The sequence below is a fragment of the Rhodococcus sp. P4_F3_2 genome, assembly GCF_056401335.1.
In genome coordinates, this window is record NZ_JBFUJN010000005.1 from 126959 (window position 1) to 146473 (window position 19515).

18 protein-coding genes are annotated in these 19515 nt (G+C 62.2%); 11 read left to right on the forward strand and 7 right to left on the reverse strand.

From position 1 onward, the window contains the following. Positions 1-43 precede the first annotated feature (43 nt). The 3 genes from AC1DWA_RS06945 to AC1DWA_RS06955 form a co-directional block, all read right to left on the reverse strand. Entirely contained in the window at positions 44-1192 is a 1149-nt protein-coding gene (locus tag AC1DWA_RS06945; protein WP_019746362.1) for an AI-2E family transporter, read from the reverse strand. Continuing rightward, positions 1182-1754, reverse strand: coding sequence for an HdeD family acid-resistance protein (locus tag AC1DWA_RS06950; RefSeq protein ID WP_019746361.1), 573 nt, complete (start codon positions 1752-1754; stop codon positions 1182-1184). The genes AC1DWA_RS06945 and AC1DWA_RS06950 overlap by 11 nt, the downstream gene beginning before the upstream one ends. Positions 1755-1910: 156 nt before the next feature. Further along, the gene (locus AC1DWA_RS06955) at positions 1911-3260 is read right to left on the reverse strand and encodes a DUF1254 domain-containing protein (protein ID WP_019746360.1); all 1350 of its coding nucleotides are present in this window, start codon (positions 3258-3260) and stop codon (positions 1911-1913) included. 165 nt (positions 3261-3425) lie between these two features. Between AC1DWA_RS06955 and AC1DWA_RS06960 the strand changes: the two genes are divergently transcribed. Both AC1DWA_RS06960 and AC1DWA_RS06965 read left to right on the forward strand, forming a co-directional pair. Continuing rightward, on the forward strand, positions 3426-3953 hold the full coding sequence (locus tag AC1DWA_RS06960; RefSeq protein WP_019746359.1) for a hypothetical protein: 528 nt from the start codon (positions 3426-3428) through the stop codon (positions 3951-3953). A 292-nt stretch (positions 3954-4245) separates the two neighbouring features. Continuing rightward, positions 4246-4959 carry a TMEM165/GDT1 family protein gene (locus tag AC1DWA_RS06965; protein WP_019746358.1) on the forward strand — a complete coding sequence of 238 codons (714 nt, stop codon included), beginning with the start codon at positions 4246-4248 and terminating at the stop codon, positions 4957-4959. 3 nt (positions 4960-4962) lie between these two features. On the opposite strand, the gene AC1DWA_RS06970 is transcribed toward AC1DWA_RS06965, so the two are convergent. Beyond that, positions 4963-5982, reverse strand: a complete 1020-nt coding sequence (locus tag AC1DWA_RS06970) for an Lrp/AsnC family transcriptional regulator (RefSeq protein WP_477916540.1) — start codon at positions 5980-5982, stop codon at positions 4963-4965. 99 nt (positions 5983-6081) lie between these two features. Here AC1DWA_RS06970 and AC1DWA_RS06975 point away from each other — a divergent pair, with 99 nt between their 5' ends. Genes AC1DWA_RS06975 through AC1DWA_RS06985 form a run of 3 tightly spaced genes read left to right on the forward strand, consistent with a single transcriptional unit; the run spans position 6082 to position 10065 of the window. Continuing rightward, positions 6082-7290 (forward strand): MFS transporter, encoded by a 1209-nt coding sequence (locus AC1DWA_RS06975; RefSeq protein ID WP_020968083.1) that lies wholly within the window; start codon positions 6082-6084, stop codon positions 7288-7290. 27 nt (positions 7291-7317) lie between these two features. After that, a complete protein-coding gene (locus AC1DWA_RS06980) occupies positions 7318-8580 on the forward strand; it encodes an amidohydrolase (RefSeq protein ID WP_477846180.1) in 1263 nt (420 codons plus the stop codon). 33 nt (positions 8581-8613) lie between these two features. Further along, positions 8614-10065 carry an amidase gene (locus AC1DWA_RS06985; RefSeq protein ID WP_477846181.1) on the forward strand — a complete coding sequence of 484 codons (1452 nt, stop codon included), beginning with the start codon at positions 8614-8616 and terminating at the stop codon, positions 10063-10065. Between the two features lie 12 nt (positions 10066-10077). Here the strand turns inward: AC1DWA_RS06985 and AC1DWA_RS06990 are convergent, their stop codons facing one another. Then, positions 10078-11091, reverse strand: a complete 1014-nt coding sequence (locus AC1DWA_RS06990) for an ABC transporter substrate-binding protein (RefSeq protein ID WP_477846182.1) — start codon at positions 11089-11091, stop codon at positions 10078-10080. A 71-nt stretch (positions 11092-11162) separates the two neighbouring features. Here AC1DWA_RS06990 and AC1DWA_RS06995 point away from each other — a divergent pair, with 71 nt between their 5' ends. From AC1DWA_RS06995 to AC1DWA_RS07020, 6 genes are all read left to right on the forward strand, one after another. Continuing rightward, a complete protein-coding gene (locus AC1DWA_RS06995; protein ID WP_477916542.1) occupies positions 11163-12134 on the forward strand; it encodes a helix-turn-helix domain-containing protein in 972 nt (323 codons plus the stop codon). A gap of 53 nt (positions 12135-12187) precedes the next feature. Further along, positions 12188-13159 carry a TroA family protein gene (locus tag AC1DWA_RS07000; protein WP_029254172.1) on the forward strand — a complete coding sequence of 324 codons (972 nt, stop codon included), beginning with the start codon at positions 12188-12190 and terminating at the stop codon, positions 13157-13159. 54 nt (positions 13160-13213) lie between these two features. Further along, complete coding sequence (locus AC1DWA_RS07005) at positions 13214-13936, forward strand: FadR/GntR family transcriptional regulator (RefSeq protein WP_477846184.1); 723 nt, start codon at positions 13214-13216, stop codon at positions 13934-13936. Then, a complete protein-coding gene (locus tag AC1DWA_RS07010) occupies positions 13933-14583 on the forward strand; it encodes a sterol desaturase family protein (protein ID WP_477846185.1) in 651 nt (216 codons plus the stop codon). The genes AC1DWA_RS07005 and AC1DWA_RS07010 overlap by 4 nt, the downstream gene beginning before the upstream one ends. Positions 14584-14727: 144 nt before the next feature. Further along, positions 14728-14886 (forward strand): hypothetical protein, encoded by a 159-nt coding sequence (locus AC1DWA_RS07015; protein WP_181447567.1) that lies wholly within the window; start codon positions 14728-14730, stop codon positions 14884-14886. Positions 14887-14976: 90 nt separating this feature from the next. Beyond that, entirely contained in the window at positions 14977-16389 is a 1413-nt protein-coding gene (locus AC1DWA_RS07020) for an amidase (RefSeq protein WP_477846186.1), read from the forward strand. A gap of 19 nt (positions 16390-16408) precedes the next feature. Here AC1DWA_RS07020 and AC1DWA_RS07025 read toward each other — a convergent pair whose 3' ends face one another. Further along, positions 16409-18607: an acyl-CoA dehydrogenase gene (locus AC1DWA_RS07025; RefSeq protein WP_477846187.1), complete on the reverse strand. Its 2199-nt coding sequence runs from the start codon at positions 18605-18607 to the stop codon at positions 16409-16411. A gap of 4 nt (positions 18608-18611) precedes the next feature. Next, positions 18612-19478, reverse strand: a complete 867-nt coding sequence (locus AC1DWA_RS07030; protein ID WP_007735961.1) for an SDR family oxidoreductase — start codon at positions 19476-19478, stop codon at positions 18612-18614. Positions 19479-19515 lie beyond the last annotated feature (37 nt).

Genomic DNA, 19515 nt, shown 5'->3' on the forward strand with positions numbered 1-19515 from the left:
GGCGAGACGATAAAGCAACAACTTGTAGAAACACTGAGAAGTTCTAGGTGGGCGCCGGGGTCGGTTTCGCTTCTTCTTTCGGGTCTTCATCCGGTTCGGTTCGAGGACCACTGATCAGGATGTCCGCCCAGCGTGTGGCCGGGTCGATGTCGAGCAGGACGGCCTTCACCAGCAACGAGAGCGGAATCGCCAGCAATGCTCCGAGTGCTCCGAGAACCCACGCCCAGAAGACAAGCGAGAGGAAGGTCATCGTCACCGACAGCCCCACGGCGTCGCCGACGAACTTGGGTTGGATGATGGACTGGATCACGAAGTTGATGACGGAGTAGACGACGATCACCCACAGCATCAGCCACGGCCCGCCCTGAAGGAGTCCCAGGAGCGCCGGTGGGATGACGCCGATGACAAACCCGATGTTGGGGATGTAGTTGGTGATGAAGGACAGCAACGCCCACAGGACGGGCAGCTGAATGCCCATCAGCCACAGCGCGCCACCGTCGAGTACCGCCACGATGAGGCCGAAGACCGTCGAGACGACCAGGTATTTGCGAGTGCCGGCGGCAAAGGTGGAGAGCGCGTAGGAGATTTCGGGACGTTGCTCCGACAGCACATTCAACCGTGAGCGGATACTCATGCCGTCGAAAGCCATGAACAGCAACAGCGCGAGGATGAACACCAGATCCGACAGAATGCCGAGCAGACCCTCCAGCCCACTTTCGAGTACGCCCACGACCTTCGTGAGATCGATACTGCTGAGTGTGCTTTGGATCTGTTCGGTGCTGACTCCGAAGTCGGCCAACTTGTCGCGGCCCTCGTTGAGGAGGTTGGTCATCTCCTCGGAGTATTGAGGCAGGATTGTCGCCAACTGGGCCGTCGACACGATCAACGACGCCGCCAACCCGAGCAGAATCAGGTACACGGTGACCAGTGAGCCGAGCATCCCGACCCACTTGGGCCACCCTCGTCGCTGTGACCAATCCTGAATGGGCTGAACGGCAATCGTCAGCACGAGTGCCAGGAATACCGGTCCGAGGATGCCGCCGAACACCTTCATTCCGCCGACGGCAACCACGGTGGCCGCGAGACCGAGCAGGACGATCAGACCGCGCGGGATCGACCAGTTCTCGCTACCGGAAAGCGTGGGGATCGGAGCGGGAGCCGCGGCGGCCGGCTTGCCCTTCCTAGAGAACACCGGCTTCCTTTGCCCGGCTTCTGATCTGGAATGCGCCCACGATCATGAAGAGGCCGAACAAGATTGCGTACCAACCCAACAGCCAGATGAGGCTGATGATGCCTTCGCCTGGTGCGATCAGAAGGATGATGCCGAAGATGACCGCGAGCACCGATGCGGCGAGCAGCCATCCCCAACTGGATCCTGGCAGCGCTTTCATCTTGAAGGCGCCGACAATTCCGAAGATTCCGAACATGATGGCGTAGAAGGCAATTATGTACAGAAGTACCAGCGCCGTGATGCCTGGCCAGACCAGCGCGACGATACCGGCTCCCACCGAAACGACGCCGGTGAACACCCACCATCCCCACGAACTCAGGTGTTCGCGGTCCCGGATGGCTCGAACGAGCGTGATCAAGCCGTCGACAATGGAGTAGATACCGAACAGGAAAACCAAGGCCACCACGGTAATTCCCGGCCACACGAGCGCGATGATTCCGAAGATCACGCCGAAGATTCCGCGGATCAGGATCATCCACCAGATCTCTTTGCCGTACTGCACGAACGGATTCTGCGTGACCATCAGTAGCCTCCGAAGCAAGCGGGTGTCTCTGACCGATTCAACAGCTTTTCAAACAGGGCAATACCGACAGATCGTATGGCTATCGTGACCTTTCCGCCCATCGAAACGCGCGGCTGATACCGAGTTGTGCTCTTCGGGTGCGAAGCGAGGGGACTTTCAGCCCGCTTCCCGAATACTTGCTTCCCGAATACCGGGCGCAGTCCACGATCCCGAAAGCACTGCAGCCTTCGGCCAGTACAGGCGCAGAAAGACGTTGAATTCACCGGACGGAGCCGGCAGCCAGTTCCGCTCCTTCTCGCCACCAGGCGACTCGTGCTGGAGATAGATGTCCAGCGAGCCGTCGTCGGCGAACACCAGATCACTTCGATCGCCGATGGCATATCGATCGATCGGGTTGTCCACGAAGTACTGTCGCTCGTTCATCATCGTGAGCGACCAAAATCCCTCGACCGGCGGGAGCTCGTCCTTCTCGAAATGAAGTACGTACTTCTTCTCACCGGTCAGAGGCTTACCGTCGACGTCGGTGGTGGCATGCGGGTACACGGCATCTGCGTCGAGGTTGGCCCCGAAACCGAGCCAGACGATCAGAGCCCGCTGAGCGTAATGAGTCCCGTAATGCCCCAAGCCGCGGTGCATCGTCCAGCCGTTCTTCGGATTGCCTTCCGCCTCCTTGGCGATCTCGCTCAGCACGTCCATTCCGGTCCGCGCAGCCCGGTCGAGGGCATCACGCACCTCTTGCGGGCGCGACTTCCAGGGCAGCGAGGAGCCGATTCCGATGTCGGACAGCTGTTTCATCATCTCGGTATCCTCCGGACGCGGAGGATTGTCGTCGAGAAGTGCGTCGAGCGTGGTGAAAAAGGCCTCGCCGTCCATTGCTGCCACCTGGTCCACCGGCGGTGTGCGCGTGTCGACAGCGGAGTTCACCGGAACTTCTCCGGGCGTGTAGGCCTTCGGGTCACCCGTCCATTCCGACAGTGGTGTGAGCCGCGTCCGGTCCTGCAGGCTGTGCACTTCGGCCAGGTCCGTTCCCCCTGACGTCGCGTAGCGGGCGACTATCCAATTCATCGCCGTCGGAGACCGCAGCAGCGTCAAACCCTTGGGCACGTTGCCTTTCCAATTCGGTCCGGCCACCAGGTACGGCCCCCCGGTGCGTCCTACCGTCCGAGATCCCGGCACCGTGAAGACGTCGCTCCACGCGTCGAGGATGGGGACCAACCAGTACCGGGTGCCGAAGTCCGGCAGCGAGAGCACCTGCGGTTCCGTCGAGACGTCCAGCCACCCCGACGAGTAGAGAGTGTCCGCGTTCGGCGAGACGACATCGGTGAAGCTCGCGTCGGGCGTCGTACGCGCATAAGCGAACTGGTTGAGCGGGGCTTTCATCGCCACCGGGGTCGGCGTCGCCGTCATGACGTCACGCGATACCGCCGCAATCAACAGGGGATACCCGAAGATCCACGCCTGCGTTGCCAGGTCTTCGAGCCGAGAACGGTTCTTCGACAGAGTCATGCCTGCGCATACCACCGCTCTCACCAGCGCAAACCTGGCTGGCACTCTCCCTGTCTTGTGTGCCAGTACCGAATAGGTGCATATTTCGATTACCCAACGAGGTGTGCCGGACCGACGCATGCGCGTCAGACCGAGATTTGCCCCAGCACCGAGGGAGGAACAGAAATGAACAGAAACGAAGCAATAGGCATTTCTCCGTTCCAAGCCGCTGGGTCTTTGCAGGGTTTCGTCATTTCCGGCCGCTGGCCGGACACCACCCAGGAGTGGGCGCAGCTTCTCGCCCTGGCTGTCCGAGTGGCCTCGATGCCGGGATTGTTGCCGACGACGACGGTCTTCGGAGTGCGTGAGGACGTTCCCGAGGATCCGCAACCCGGCACTGTCGGTCTGGTGGTTGCCGAAGGTCCGGTGCTCGGCGATTTCGCACTGACACCCGGCCGTTTCTCCGACCATCAGCCGCCGGCACTGATCATGCTGCACCCGCCGTCGGAAACTACCCCCAGCCTGCCGGAATGCGAGGGAAGCGCGTCGGGGTGCGTACTACTGCCAGGACTTCCCTACCTGGGCTTGGAGCATCGTGCGGCCTGGGTGGAGGCAGAGCCGGACGGCACGGTCGTCTCCATGATCAGCCGCGTCGGCATCGATTTGATCAGCGATCCCGACACCGCTGTTTTGGCCATGCTCCTCGCTTCGTGACGGCCGCGGTAAGCGATAAGTTCGGACTCCCAAACTTGCTGTGCGCTTTGCCAATTCGAGCCGACCGCGCTAACGTGGGTAGCAACGAAGGGGAGTAGCCCCCAATCGCCTGTGTCGACATACTGGTTCGACGCGTTCCGCCTGGTGCGGATCGCGAAGCACCCGGCCTGGCGAACCGAAGGTCCTGTGGCCTCGGTGGGCGAGACCTTCGGCCGGACAAGCGCACTATGCGCCTGCCCAGGCCGGAGGCTCGCATTTTTCCTCCGACCTACACCGACCGGAGGAGTAAACCTTGCTTGCCGCAATACTTTTGAGTTTCGGCGTCATCTTCGTCGCGGAACTCGGCGACAAGTCGCAACTGATGGCAATGACGTTTGCCTTGCGATATCGCTGGTGGGTCGTCCTCGGCGGAATCACCGTCGCCACCACCCTTGTTCACCTTGTCTCGGTCGCCGTCGGCCACTACCTGGGCGTCGCACTCCCCACCGCGGCAATTTCCATCGTCGGCGGGATCGCGTTCCTGATCTTCGGCCTCTGGACCCTGCGCGGTGACGATCTCACCGACGACGAGCAGAACAAGGCCGGTCGCGTCACGCGATCCGCCTTCATCGCCGTCGCGTCGGCCTTCTTCCTGGCAGAACTCGGCGACAAGACCATGCTCGCCACCATCACCCTTGCGACAGACAACGACTGGATCGGCGTCTGGATCGGGTCGACGGTAGGCATGGTGGCGGCCGACGCTCTCGCCATCATCGTCGGCTCGGTACTGGGCAAGCACCTCCCGGACGGATTCATCAAGATCGGCGCCGCGGTGCTGTTCTTCGTCTTCGGTGTCTGGCTGCTGCTCGAGGGCATCTTCCCCGACTCGTCGGCCGGCATCATCGGCGGTGGCGTTGTCCTGGCAGTGTCCGTACTGGGTGCGCTGGCACGGATGATCTGGAAGCGCTCCCGTGCGACCGACTCCGATACACACCTCGTCGACGACAATCGGACGCCGATCGACTGACGCTCAACGAATAACGTCGCCGGCGCCCCAAATCGCGACCGGGACATGACCTTCCGCCACTCCGCTCGGTCCGAGTAGCTGCCCGAACCGCTTCATCGGGTACAGCGAGACACGTCGATCGAGGATCCGCACACTACCGATTCGGCGGAGTCGATCCTCGACGACAAGACTCTGCGCGAGGCTGCTCAGCCACACGCTGATCAACATGTTCGCTGTTCCGGTAGTCGCCACCAACAATCTGATCTCCGGCCAACTCGACACAAGATTGCCGAGTTCGTCGGTGGAACCGTCCACAGCGACATCGAAGATCACTKCGAACGGTGAACCGACAGCCTGTTGCGAGACATCGCAGCGGAAAATCAACTGTCGCGATGCAGTCAGCTGGGCCAAGCGCCGTCGAATCGCAGTCTCGTTCGTTCCACAAATCGCGGCGAGACGCGCATAGCTGGCACGTCCGTCACGGCCGAGCGCCTCCAACAGGGCACCGTCGGACTCACGGAACACTGTCGGATCTGCCGGCGCCGCAGCGGTTGCCAGCTGAGCGCGACCTGCTTGCCCCAGAGCGCCCGGCTCCCAACTGAAGCCGTCCCGGTACACCTTCACCCCGACCCGGCTTCTGATCGACAAGATTCCAGGATCGGCAGCAAGGTGCTCACACACCAAGGCGTCCAAACTCTTCTGGTCGGCGGCCACAACTCCGACGAAGTACTCGTACTCACCTTCCGTCCTGGCCAACAGATAAGCGCAGGCCAGCTCACTTAACCGCTCCCCCACGTCGGCAACCGCATCCTGAGTGGTCCTGATCAGGAGATAGCCGAATATGTGGGTTCGACCGATTGCGACCGCGTTGACCCACGAATGACCGTTCGAGACGAGGCGACGCCACCGGCGGGCGATCGTCGTCGAATCCATGTCGAGTACCGACGACAACTGTGTCCACGACGCGCGGGGGTTGAGTTGGAGTGCATTGATGATCTCCAGATCAGATTCCGCGATCACAAATGCGTCGGATTCCGGCTTCATCTGCCAAGTATTGCTGGATTACTGCATTCTGGCCGGTGATTCCTGCCTGTTTGCCAAAGATATGTGAATCACTTCACAGATTCACCACTTGGAGGCCCAGTGCTTCGCTCCACCAAAGTCACGGTCGCGCTGCTGTTCGTCGCCTACGCGATCGACTACATAGATCGGCTGGCGATCAACCTCGCCCTCCCTTTGCTCGGTGAGGAGTTCGATCTCGACTACTCCCAGCGTGGATTGATCATCTCCACGTTCTTCATTGCATACACACTGGCCCAACTGCCTGGTGGACTGCTCGCCGATCGATACGGCGCAGTCCGGATGGCTCTGATCGGGTTGGTGGCGTGGAGTGTCTTCACCGGCCTCACTGCCCTTGCGTGGTCGTTCGGGACGCTTCTGGTTGTTCGCTTTCTCTTCGGTCTCGCACAGGGCGTGTTTCCGGCAGCCGCAGTAAAGCTGGTTGCCGAACGCAGCATCCCGGAGCAACGTGCCACCGCAACCGGATGGATGAACAGTTCCAACGCCGTCGGTACGCTTCTCGCCATTGTCGTTGCGGCCGCTCTTCTCCCGTTGATCGGCTGGCGCGGGATGTTTCTGGCCGTCGCGGCGCTCGGCGTACTCTCGCTCGTCAGCATCAAGTTGTGGCTCCCGCCCGCACTTCCGGCGGAGATCGACCACGGTCCGGATTCCTCCTGGGACAACATGCGCACCGTACTTCGCTCCCGCGCGATGTGGCTCTTCGCCTTGATGTTCTTCGGCTACGACTTCGTGATCTGGGGGATGTCGTCCTGGGTTCCGTCCTACCTCCATGACGAACGTGGAATCGCCCTCTCGAGTGCGAGCCTCCTTCTCATCCCGGCAACCGTGGTGGCCGCCGTGACCACCGTCATCGGCGGCCGAATCTCGGATCGACTGGCAGGCAACAGCCGAATCGTCGTAGTGCCGTCCATGCTCGCGTGCATCGTGATGCTCGTTTCAGTTCCTTTCGCCTCCAACACGGCCTTGTTCGTCGTTCTCGTCACCCTCGGATCTGCCGCTGCCTCTTTCGCTTTCATGCCGTGTTTTGCACTCCCACTTCGTAGCCTGCCTTCTTCGGTGGTCGGAGCCGCCTCGTCGATGATCATTTTCGGCGGCATGGTCGCCGGGATTGTCGCGCCGCTGGTGTTCGGATTCATCGTGGACCATCTCTCCTGGTCAGCGGCGTTCGTATCGCTCGCGCTCGGGCCCGTCGTGGCGATCATCGCGGTAATGGCAGCGCCGCAGACCCGAGAAAAGATGCTGAACCTGGTGCAACTGAAAACCGCCAACTGATCATCACCAACCGAAAGAAGATCGACCATGAATCAACTGCTTTCGAATCTTGAATTCGGAGACCCGTCGCGGTTGCGAACCGTCGAGCCGCACTGGTTCGATCTGTACCGGGACCTGCACGCACACCCCGAGTTGTCCGGCAACGAAACTCGCACTGCCGCAATTGTTGCCGAAGAGCTTCGGCGGATCGGCGGCTGGGACGTCACGATCGGAGTCGGCGGCACGGGTGTCGTCGGTGTTCTCCAAGGGAGCAGCGGGCCGGTGATCCTGCTACGCGCCGACATGGACGCGTTGCCGGTCGCAGAAGACACCGGGTTGTCATACGCCTCCAAGACGGATGGCGTCATGCATGCGTGTGGCCACGACGTCCACGTCACCGCGCTACTTGCCACGTGCGCAGCACTTTCCGCGGATCCGACGTCGATCACCGGCACTGTTGTCGCGGTCTTCCAGCCTGCCGAGGAGACCGGGTCCGGCGCTCGTGCGATGGTCGACGACGGAATCTTCGACCGTTTCCCGCGACCGGACCTCTGCCTGGGACAACACGTGGGTCCGACTCCGGCTGGGATGCTGGTCAGCAAACCCGACATCTTGATGGCAGCATCCGACACGATTCGAGTGGTTTTTCACGGCCGTGGTGGACATGCGTCCTCGCCGTACGCGTGCATCGACCCCTTGTTGATGGCAGCATCTTTCGCGCTGCGCATTCAAAGTCTGGTCGCTCATGAAGCGGCAACCCCGACAGCACCGGTGCTCACGGTGGGAGCATTGCACGCCGGCACAGCTGCGAACATCATTGCCGACGACGCCGAACTACTACTCAGTCTGCGAACTTTCAGCGCATCGTCGCGAGAACACATGCTCGAATCTGTAGGCCGGATCGCTCGCGCAGAAGCGGACGGAGCAGGCGCCACCGAAGCGCCGGACGTTCATGCGTACAACGGCTTTCCGGCCACGGTCAACACTCCGGACACAACGTCCACGGTGATGACCGACCTACGCCGGGCCGGATTGGGAATGCACACCCTGCCGCAACCACTTTCAGGCAGCGAGGACTTCGGAGTCTTCGGCACTGCTGCCCAATGCCCCTCCGTATTCTGGCATTTCGGCGGGACGGCGCTTCGGAGTTTCGACGAAAGAGCTCTCGCCGCACTCGCCGAGGGACGGATTCCTCCCGGCACACCCTCGAATCACTCACCGCGCTTCGCGCCGGATCCGGCCGCGGCACTACCCGAAGGTGTCACGGCTATGACTGCGGCCGCACTGGGCGCCCTTGCGCGAAGCGCGTGATTCCTACACATACTTCTCCAGGGAGATAACGCCATGTCAGACGACCTGCATTACCTCAGCGCCACCGAAGCTATTGCACACTTTCGCACGCGAGAATTGTCTCCGGTCGAGCTGCTACAAGCAGTCGTCGACCGAACCCAGAAGTTCGAACCTCACATCAATGCCTTCACCGAAGAGATGTTCGAGGAGGCACTGACCGGCGCTCGGGAAGCTGAGAGCCGATATCTCGGCCACGGACCCGATCCGCGGCCGCTCGAGGGAATTCCGGTAGCTGCCAAGGAAAAACACGCTATTGCCGGAAAGTCTCTGACCGAAGGTTCGCTGGCGGCGCGCGGAAACATCGCCCGCGAGAACGCGCCGGTGATCGATCGAGTTCTGGCAGCAGGCGGCTTGATTCACGCACGCACCACGACGCCGGAGTTCTGTGTTGCGGCGTTCACGCACTCTCCACTATGGGGCGTGACTCGCAATCCCTGGAATCTCGATTACAGCCCCGGCGGGTCATCCGGAGGTGCGGGCGCTGCACTCGCTGCCGGAACTACCACTCTGGCAACAGCATCCGATATCGGTGGGTCGACGCGGGGCCCGGCAGGCTTCACCGGCACCGTCGGACTCAAAGCGTCGTACGGCCGCATTCCCGGGGTCGCCCCGCTGTCCATGGATTCCTACCGTGGCGACGGTCCGATGGCCCGAACTGTCGACGACGCAATTCTTTTGGCCAACGTTCTGATCGGGCCGGATCCGCGTGACCATTCTTCCCTGAGGCCGGCGATCACGCTGCCACACGAGTACCCGACGGTCGAGGGAATGCGCATTGCCCTGTGCGTGCGGCTCGGCGACTTCCCGATCGAGCCTGACATCGAGGCGAACACCCGGGCTCTCGCACAGTCGTTGGTCGATGCCGGCGCGATCGTCGAGGAGATCGAGTTGCCGTGGACTCGTGATTCGATGGCAGCAGCGGTGAAAGTCCATTTCGGAACGATCATGGGTGCATCCGTCGCGGAAGTTGCTCGCGTCCACGGTGATCTTCTTGCCGACTACACGCTCGACAACGTCGCGATCACGTCGAAGGGCGCTGCAGAAATGTCATTTCTGGACGGCCTTCGCAAAGAAACCCAGATGCAACGAGAGCTCGCCGAGGCGATGGCTCCATTCGATGCGCTGATCTGCCCGACTTCGGGCACCATCGCCTTCCCGGCAGGCGAGTCTTTGCTCGACGGCCTCACGGTTGCGGGCCAGCACGTGAACACCACCGCCGAAGCACTTCTCACGTTGCCGTTCAACGTCGCCAATCGGTGCCCCGTACTGGCGGTGCCCAGTGGACACGCACACAACGGCGTTCCCACGGGCGTCCAGATCGTCGGCCATACGTACGACGAACCGACCGTGTTCCGGATCGGCAAAGCACTGGAGAAGATCCGCCCGTGGGCATACACCGACCAGCATCAACCGAGGCTGGACGTGGTGGCGCCGGCTTCCTCTTGATTGCTGAGGAGATCAGAGCTTGGCTCTGATCTCCTCAGCAATCGGCTGGAACTGCTCGAGGAACGTCAGGGCCCAACCGAACGACGCGACGCCCTCGTAGTCGAACGAGTACACCTGATCGTTCTTGACGGCGCGCAGACGCTGGAAGATGGTGTCGTTCGCCAACTTCTCGTTGATGGGGCCCTTGCCACTGTTGGTGATGATGACGTCGGCTTCGTCGAGTAGCTCCAACTGCTCCTTCGGGAACCACTCGTTGCTGCCGGCAGGAATTGCGAGTGAGCGGTCGTTGAACTGGAACCCGGCCTCGCTGATGACCGTCGTCTGATACTTGGTCGGCGAGTACAGCGAGAAACCACTCTCCTCGAAGTACGTGGTGTAGACGACCTTCACCTTGCTCAACACGTCAGCATTGTCGCTGCGGAACTTCGCGATCCGCGCCTCGTACCGGTCTGCCAACTCTTGAACCTTCGCACTCTGGTTGAGTGCGTCCGCGACCCCGAGGGCGCGCTCCTTCCACGCGTACTGGCCGTCTTCGGCAAAAACTGCGGTCGGTGCAATCGACCGGATCTGCTCGTAAAGATCCGGGTTGTTCTCCGAAAGGAGGTTGGTCATCACGATCAAGTCGGGAGACAAAGCCGCTATCGCCTCGGCGTTGGGCTCGTACCAGCGTCCCACCTTCGGAAGAGACCGCAGGGCAGACGCATACGGTTCCGGGACACCGTCGGCGTTCTCGTAGTCCACCGGCAATCCGACGGGCGTGAATCCGGCGTCGAACATCGCGGGGCCCGTGTAGTAATCGGCGCTGACCACTCGCTGCGGGTTGGTGGGAACCTCCACCTGCCCCAGGGCCGTGTTGATGGTGCGCATCGAGCCCTCGGCCGATTCACTGGAGCTGGTTCCACAGGCCGTGAGCAATCCGATCCCCGCCAAGGCACCGGCCCCGAGGAAACCGCGTCGGGTAAGTGCTGCGGTGATGCGAGCGAACTCGGCATCGGTATCAGCGGTAGGCAAGAGAAGTGGTGTCATGGGTTTCCTGACGGTATCCGAATTAGGGCTACCTAAAATTACTCTCACCTGCGCTGTTACGGTGAAGCGTCATGGCCAACCACTGTTTCGATCGAGCCATCGATACGCGCACCCCCTCGGTCGACGGCCGGAAGCCGGTACGTTCTTGGTTCGTGACGCCTTCGCGACAGGACTTCCCCGGCATCATGTTGTGGGGAGCGCCGACCCTGGAACCGTCGACGTGGAACGAGCCGGTGTCCACCCCGAACCGGATCGTCGCGGAGCCGTGGTCCGTCAGCACCATCCGGTTCAAGAGCACGGCAACTGGCGTCTGGGATTTCCATACCCACCGCGAACATGAACTGCTGTGGTCGGCAGGTGGGACCGTCACACTCGAAGCGTCCGAACACCTCCGGATGGTTCCGCCGATGCTCGGCATCTGGATTCCTGCCGGCACTGCGCACCGCGTCCGCTCCGACGACGGCGCCGTCATCTTCGCGACGTACCTGACGCCGGATCGAATCGACACCGATTGGGACTCGATAGTCGGCATACCCATGACCGGTGCACTTCGGGAGGTGTTGTTACACAACGAGAACAACGCCATGCCCGACCTGAAGCGACTACGGCTACAGCAGGTGGCAATCGACCTCATCCATCCCGTTCAGGCCGCGAGTCTCGACATTCCGTTGCCGAGAACGCCTGACCTTCTTTCGATTGCCCAGCAGATCATCGCCGATCCGGCGGACGACCGCACCACTTCCGACTGGGCTCGCACCATCGGCGTGAGTGGCCGGACCTTGATGCGCCGCTTCCAGGCCGACACCGGCACGACGCTCACTCAATGGCGAATTCTGGTGCGCGTCCGCGTTGCATTGATCGAGATTGCCGCAGGCAAACCTGTCGTCGCCGTGGCCCGCGGCCTCGGGTATGCCAACCCTGGAACGTTCATCGACCTGTTCAGGCAGGTCATCGGCCACACCCCCGCCGCGTACTTCCGCTCGTTCTCACCTGTCATGAAACCGCATCAGAATGGCACCAAACCCGCACGGGTGACACGTTAGCGTTGTTAGGCAAGGCAAACCATGTTGCTCGAACACGTTGGAGAACACCACAGATGCACCACCGCCGCCGTTTTGCCAGGTCTATCGCGCTCGCGGTCGGCGCGATCCTGATCGGCACGCTCGCCTCGTGCAGCTCGTCCGACGACCAGCCCTCGCCTTCGGCCGAGACCATCGACTACAGCTTCGCGGGGTACTCCGCCCAGATACCTGCCGACCCGCAGCGAGTGGTTGTCATCGACTCCCGGACGTCCCTCGAGTTCGCACTTCTCGCCGATTACCCGATCGTCGCCCTCGATTACGACGAGTCGAGCCATCTCGCATCCAAGGTCCCTGCCGATGCGGGGCATCTGGGCGGCAATCTCAGTAAGGAGGACGTGCTGAGCTACAACCCGGACCTGATCCTCATCTCCGTCGGCTGGTACGAGAGCTACAAGTCACAGAACCTCACTTTCGAGGACATCGCACCGGTTCTGGTGATCCAGGACGGCAGCTCGCCCGACAAGGAGACCGAATCACTCGGCGGGCCTCTGGGATTCATGGGCGAGCAACTGGCACTACTGGGCAAGACCGCCGCCGCCTCGGCAGCACAGGCGCGGTACGAAGCCGCTCTCGCCACTGCCCGCGACGACGTCGGTTCCGTCGCGCAGACCAAGACGATCGCCTTCGTATCGCTGATCGAGGACAAGTTCTTCGTGTTCAACACCCCGAACAACCTGACCGTCGACGTAGCGTCGTCACTCGGTTACACGATCTTGTCCAACGACGCGATCACCGCCGCCCAGTCGGCCGCGATTGGCGGCTACAGCGCCGAATTCGGTTGGGAGAATGCGGATGTGCTCGCCGACGCCGATGTCGTCGTCGCCCAGAATCTCGACTCCTGGCCGGGCAACCCGGCGTGGGATCGTGTTCCAGCCGTGGTCGCCGGCAATGTTGCACCGCTCGACTACGACGACAAAGTCGGATTCGCACTCACCTACACGGACTTCCTGAACAAGTTGGCGGACACCACTCGCAACCTGCAGTGACGGTAACTGGTCATACCACTTGACCTCTCACCAGTTAGCGCTTACGGTCAGTACATGTTCCAACCCGTTGCACGTACCTCCGCTTCCGGCGCAGTGTTCGACCAGATTTCGGTGAAAGTGCTGGCCGGAGAGTTGGCCGCGGGTGAGGCGCTACCCAGCGAGCGCAAGCTCGCCGAGGCATTCGGTGTCTCGCGGCCCGCAGTCCGCGAGGCAATTCAGAAGCTCGCCCAGGCCGGGCTCGTCGAGGTCCGCCAGGGCGAGTCCACGTCCGTGCGAGATTTTCGACGCCAGGCCGGACCCGAACTTCTCCCCCAGTTGTTGGTTCGAGACGGCGTCCCCGACCTGACCGTGGTGCGCAGCGTCCTGGAAACTCGCGAGTTGATGGGACCGCAGATCGCGGTGCTGGCCGCCCGTCGCATCTCCGCGGAATCTGCCCGAGAACTCGACACGGCCGTGGATCAACTAGGCGCCACCGAAGATCCGGCGGAGCTGCAAGACCGCGCTCTGGTGTTCTGGGACGTCGTCGTCGACAGCGCGGATTCCATTGCCTTCCGTTTGATCTTCAACAGCCTGCGCGCTGCATACGAACCGGCGATGACTGCACTTGCCTCCGTCATGGTCGCCGAAGTCGGCCAGACCGACCTGTATCGAAAACTGGCCTCCGCCATCACTTCACACGACGAGTCAACTGCCGAGGCGTCAGCCGCACAGCTCCTTCACACCGGCACGACGGCAATCGGCGATGCTCTCACCTTCCTGGAAGGACTGAAACCATGAGCAAGCCTCTCACTCTGACCGATGCAGCACGAACGTTCCGTAAGTCACCGACGCCCTGGATGATCGGCACGATGTTGGTGGTCGCCGCGGTAGCGCGCTTCACGCTGGGCAACTGGCAGATCACCGACGCCCTTGTTCCGCTCGTGATGCTTGCCGCATTCCCCTTCGTGGAGTGGATCATTCACGTCTTCGTTCTCCATTGGAAGCCGCGGACCATTGCCGGCGTCACCCTCGATTCACGCCTGGCGCGCAGCCATCGGGAGCACCATTTCGCCCCGCGAACCGTCTCACTCATCTTCATTCCGTGGCAGACGCTCCTGATCGTTATTCCCGTCCTGACTGCCGTCGCACTCCTGGCATTTCCCCGCGTCGAACTCGGGCTGACCTTCCTGACCTGCATTTCCGTACTCGGTCTCGGCTACGAGTGGACTCATTTCCTCATCCACAGTGACTACAAGCCGAAAACTGCTCTCTACCGGTCGGTTTGGCGCAACCATCGCAACCATCACTTCAAGAACGAGCACTACTGGTTCACCGTCACCACCGCGGGAACGGCCGATCGCGTACTGGGCACGTACCCCGATCCAAAATCCGTCGAGACGTCCCCGACAGCCAAGAATCTGCACGGCACCGCGTCGAAGCTGTGAAGAAACGCCGATTCCTGGCCCCTAGCTGGCAATGAACTTGAACTTGACTGTGTATCAGTGATTTTCGTTGAAACCCACCCGAACCGTGCTTAGTGTCGATGGAGTCAGAAGTTCGAAAAACGCTGTAACCGAAGGACACAACACATGTTCAACGATGTATTCAACAACGTCATCCACCCGATGGTCACGAACTTCCAGCAGTTGGGTCCCCAGCAGTTCATTCCTCAGCAGTTCATCCCTCAGGGCCTGTTCCAGCAGGCACCGACGGCAGCAGAGCAGGCTGTGACGATCTTCGGTAGCTGATACCGCAATCCACAGATAGCGCCACTCAGGGGTCGTCCGTCCAATATGCTGGACGGACGACCTGAGTGCCTCCGCCTGACAAGGATCCCCATGAGCCCCAACACCCCCGTCCACGCATTCACCGATGACGCCCTGGGCGATCTCGACGCCACCGGCGTCGCCGCCCGGATCGAATCAGGCGAGGTGACCGGACGGGAGGTCATGGAGGCGTCGATCGCGCGCGCCGAGGTAGTGCAGGGGCAATTGAATGGTTTGGCCTGCACAGACTTCGATCGCGCCCTTGCCAGGAGCAACCGGCCGGCCGCGGGCATCTTCGCCGGCGTCCCCACCGCGATCAAGGACAACACCGACAGCGCCGGCCTTCCCACCCAGCAGGGCAGCACCGCCTTCACAGCAGTCCCCGCCAAGGCTGACAGCGATTTCGCGAAGCAGTTCCTCTCCACCGGGGCCATTTCGATCGGCAAGACCCGACTGCCCGAGTTCGGATTCAGTGCGTCCACCGAGTACATGACGGAAGAACCCGTGCACAACCCGTGGAACCCGGCCTACTCGTCGGGCGCTTCCTCGGGTGGCGCTGCCGCACTGGTTGCTGCCGGAGTCCTCCCGATCGCGCACGCCAACGACGGTGGTGGATCGATTCGCATTCCCGCCGCTGCCTGCGGACTGGTCGGACTCAAACCCACTCGCGGCCGTACCATCGCCGATCCGGCCGACAAGTCGATGCCGATCCGGCTGATCTCTCAGGGCGCCGTCACCCGCACGGTGCGTGACACCGCACGATGGATGTCAGCGGCCGAAAGTTACTACCGCAATCCACGACTCGCACCGGTTCGCCTGATCGAAGGACCCAGCTCAACCCGCCTGCGCGTCGGCGTGATCACCGATTCCGTGACGGTCACCAAGACCGACGACGAGACACGCAAGTCCGTCGAAGCTACGGCTGAACTCCTTGCCGGCCTTGGCCATCACGTCGAGGACGCGGCATTGCCAGTCGGACCGGAATTCATCGACGACTTCAGCATCTACTGGGGCTTTTTGTCGTTTGCCATCTCCACCGGTGGCAAACAGATGCTCGGGCCCGACTTCGACAAGTCCGGCACCGACAATCTCACCAAGGGCCTGTACACGCTGTACCGGAAGAACCTGGTGAAGACGCCGCGCGTGCTCTACCGCCTGCGACGCCTCCAGCAGCAGTACAGCGCCATGTTCTTGAAGTACGACGTCGTGCTCTCGCCGGCCCTGGGGCACACCACCCCTGAACTCGGATACCTCTCTCCCGCTCAGCCTTTCGAGGAACTCTTCGACAAGTTGATCGCGTACACGTCGTTCACACCGCTCAACAACATCTCCGGTGGTCCCGCGATTTCGCTACCGATGCACCAGACCAGCAACGGTTTGCCGTTGGCTTCGCATTTCTCCGCCGATCTCGGCGACGAGCGCACGCTCCTCGAATTGGCCTTCGAACTGGAAGAGGCTCAGCCCTGGAGAAGAATCCAGGACTGAGCCTCACCGGTCAATACCCTCAATCTCGCGGCAATCCGAGCATGCGCTCACCGATCACGTTGAGTTGCACCTCGGTTGTGCCGCCGTAAATGGTGGTGGCACGGCCCGAAATGAGCTGCTCCATCGCCTTGTCGCTTGGCTGACCTGGGATGCTGACCGCTCCGGCAGCACCCAGTTCGGCGACGACGAACTCGGCGATCGACTGGCTGATCTTCATCGCCAACAGCTTGCCGACGCTCGACGTCGTACTCACGTCGATTCCCGAAAGTTGCTTGAGCACAACGCGGGAGCCGATGAGGTCGATCGCCTGACTCTCGGCCACCAGCTCGCCGACGCGGTAGCGCCCGATCGGGCTCAGGTCTGCCGACTTCGCGAACTTCAGCAGATCGGAGTCCGAGGCGTACGCCTCCATCTTCTGGCTCAGGGCGACGCGCTCGCCGGCCAGCGTCGTACGTGCGACGTTCCAGCCGTCGTTGACCTCGCCGACCACGTTCTCGTCGGGGATGAACACGTCGTCGAGGAACACCTCGTTGAACAACGCCGAACCCGTCATCTCACGCAGCGGGCGGACGGTGATGCCCGGTGTCGACATATCGAGCACGAAGTAGGTGATGCCCTGATGCTTCGGCTTGGTGGCGTCCGTACGGGCGATCAGCATTGCCCAGTCGGAGAACTGAGCAACCGTGGTCCAGATCTTCTGACCGGTGATCTTCCAACCGCCGTCGACCTTTTCGGCCTTCGTGGACAATGACGCGAGGTCGGAACCAGCACCGGGTTCACTGAAGAGCTGGCACCACACCAGCTCACCCTGCAGGGTCGGTATTGCCAATTCCTGCTTCTGCTTGTCCGAACCATGCGCTACGACGGCCTGCACGGCCCAGGTGCCCATCAGGAGCTGCGGCATCGAGATACCTGCAGCCTTGATCTCCTGGGAGATGACGATCTGCTCTAGCGGAGCGGCGCTGCGCCCGTACGGCTTCGGCAGGTGAGGCTGAACCCAGCCGCCGTCGCCGAGCGCGATCAGCTGGTCGTCCTCGTCGAGCTCGACCAACTTGGCAAGCTCGGCCGCAATGTCGCCGCGGATCTCCTCTGCCTCGGGCGGCAGTTCGAGAACCGAAGCCCGGCTGACACCGTCAAGTGCCTGCTGCGCAACACGGTTGGCACGATCCTCGCGGGTGCCGAGAATGCCGCGGATCGAGAGCGCGCGGCGGTAGTACAGGTGGGCGTCGTGCTCCCACGTGAATCCGATGCCGCCGTGGACCTGCACACAATCCTGCGCTACCTGCACTGCGGCGTCCGGCACGATGACTGCGGCGATATCGGCGGCAAAATCTGCCGTGTCGTCGCCCTTGTCCAATGCGCTTGCCGCATCCCACACAACGGCGCGTGCCTGCTCGAGCGCAATGCCCATCTGCGCACACTTGTGCTTGACGCCCTGGAACTGGCCGATGGGTCGCCCGAACTGCACGCGTGTCTTGGCGTACTCCGACGCAGTGGAAACACACCAGGACATGACGCCGACGTCTTCGGCACCGAGAACGACTGCGGCAATGGACCGTACCCGCGCCTCGGTGAGACCGTCGAGTATCCGTTCGGCGCTGATCTGAACATTGTCAGCTTCGATCCGCGCACTGCCGCGCAGCACGTCGATGCTGTCCTGCACGGTGATCGCGACTGCGCTGCTCTCGAGCACCGCGTAGCGGACACCCTCGGGCAACTGGATCGGGACCAGCAGCACGTCGGCATGTTCACCGCCGAGCACACCGTCGAGTGCGCCCGTGATCTTGTATCCGCCGTCCGACGACTCGGCCGTCAACGGTGCACCCAAGGCGACTGCTGCCGTACGACTTCCGTCGATCAGGCCCGGCAGGAACTCGGGTCCCGCCTTGGAATCAGCGGCGCCGAGAACGGCGCTTGCCAATACCGTCGGAACAAACGGGCCGGGAGAGACAGTGCGGCCCAATGCTTCCAGTGCCACCGCCAAGGTCTGCAGACCGGCGCCGTGACCACCCTGTTCTTCCGGAACCGCGAGCCCGAGAAGGTCTTGCCCGACCAGTGCCGTCCAGAACTCGGGGAACTTGTCCTCGGTCCTCGACTCCACCGCCGCGCGCACCTGCTCGGTAGTGATGGTGCGCTCGGCGAATGACCGCACCGAATCTGCGAGTGCGGTGTGCTCCTCACTCAGCCCGAGGCCGAGTTCGTATGCGTTGCGTGCCATGCGCTTACAGACGTTCTGCGAGGTCGGCGGTGGTCCAGGGACCCTCGCTCTCGATGGTGTTCACACCGTGCCAGCCGGCGAGTTCCGTGATGGCCCCACCCTGAACGGCATACACCTTGCCGGTCAGCTTGCAATCCGCTGCCGCAAGATAGGCCACCAGCGGGGAGATGTTGGACGGCGCAAACGCGTCGAACTCACCCTCGGGGACCTCGGCGGCGAACAACGCGCCCATACCGGGTGTCGCCAGCGTCAGCCGAGTACGCGCGATCGGCGCAATAGCGTTGACACGTACGCCGTATCGATCGAGCTCGTCAGCGGCCACCAGAGTCAGGGCTGCGATGCCCGCCTTGGCGGCGCCGTAGTTGCCCTGGCCCGCGTTGGGCATGAAGGTACCCGAAGCCGAAGCGGTGTTGATGACCGAAGCGTTGACGGTCTCGCCTGCCTTGCTCTGGTCCTTCCAGTACGCGGCAGCGTGGTGCAGCGTCGCCGCGTGACCCTTGAGGTGCACGGCAATGACTGCGTCCCACTGGCTCTCGTCCATACCGGCGATGAAGGCGTCACGGAGAATGCCCGCGTTGTTGACCAGTACGTCGAGTCGGCCGAACTCGCTGACGGCCTGCTTGACGAGGCCCTCGGCGCCGTCCCAGGTGGCGATGTTGTCGGTGTTGGCAACGGCCTTACCGCCTGCAGCGACGATCTCGTCGACTACCTGCTGCGCCGGGCCGGCATCTGCGCCCGATCCGTCGTTTGCGCCGCCGAGATCGTTGACCACGACGCTCGCACCCTCACGAGCGAAGAGCAGCGCATGCTCACGGCCGATGCCGCGTCCTGCTCCGGTGATGATCGCTACGCGACCGTCGAGACTTCCCATCAGTTCAGATTCCCATCAGTTCAGTTGTCGGACATGA

Coding starts and splice junctions, on each gene's coding strand:
- AC1DWA_RS06950 (WP_019746361.1), bottom strand. CDS start 1,754: ATGGTCACGCAGAATCCGTTCGTGCAGTACGGCAAAGAGATCTGGTGG.
- AC1DWA_RS06955 (WP_019746360.1), bottom strand. CDS start 3,260: ATGACTCTGTCGAAGAACCGTTCTCGGCTCGAAGACCTGGCAACGCAG.
- AC1DWA_RS06960 (WP_019746359.1), top strand. CDS start 3,426: ATGAACAGAAACGAAGCAATAGGCATTTCTCCGTTCCAAGCCGCTGGG.
- AC1DWA_RS06980 (WP_477846180.1), top strand. CDS start 7,318: ATGAATCAACTGCTTTCGAATCTTGAATTCGGAGACCCGTCGCGGTTG.
- AC1DWA_RS06985 (WP_477846181.1), top strand. CDS start 8,614: ATGTCAGACGACCTGCATTACCTCAGCGCCACCGAAGCTATTGCACAC.
- AC1DWA_RS06990 (WP_477846182.1), bottom strand. CDS start 11,091: ATGACACCACTTCTCTTGCCTACCGCTGATACCGATGCCGAGTTCGCT.
- AC1DWA_RS06995 (WP_477916542.1), top strand. CDS start 11,163: ATGGCCAACCACTGTTTCGATCGAGCCATCGATACGCGCACCCCCTCG.
- AC1DWA_RS07000 (WP_029254172.1), top strand. CDS start 12,188: ATGCACCACCGCCGCCGTTTTGCCAGGTCTATCGCGCTCGCGGTCGGC.
- AC1DWA_RS07005 (WP_477846184.1), top strand. CDS start 13,214: ATGTTCCAACCCGTTGCACGTACCTCCGCTTCCGGCGCAGTGTTCGAC.
- AC1DWA_RS07010 (WP_477846185.1), top strand. CDS start 13,933: ATGAGCAAGCCTCTCACTCTGACCGATGCAGCACGAACGTTCCGTAAG.
- AC1DWA_RS07015 (WP_181447567.1), top strand. CDS start 14,728: ATGTTCAACGATGTATTCAACAACGTCATCCACCCGATGGTCACGAAC.
- AC1DWA_RS07020 (WP_477846186.1), top strand. CDS start 14,977: ATGAGCCCCAACACCCCCGTCCACGCATTCACCGATGACGCCCTGGGC.
- AC1DWA_RS07025 (WP_477846187.1), bottom strand. CDS start 18,607: ATGGCACGCAACGCATACGAACTCGGCCTCGGGCTGAGTGAGGAGCAC.
- AC1DWA_RS07030 (WP_007735961.1), bottom strand. CDS start 19,478: ATGGGAAGTCTCGACGGTCGCGTAGCGATCATCACCGGAGCAGGACGC.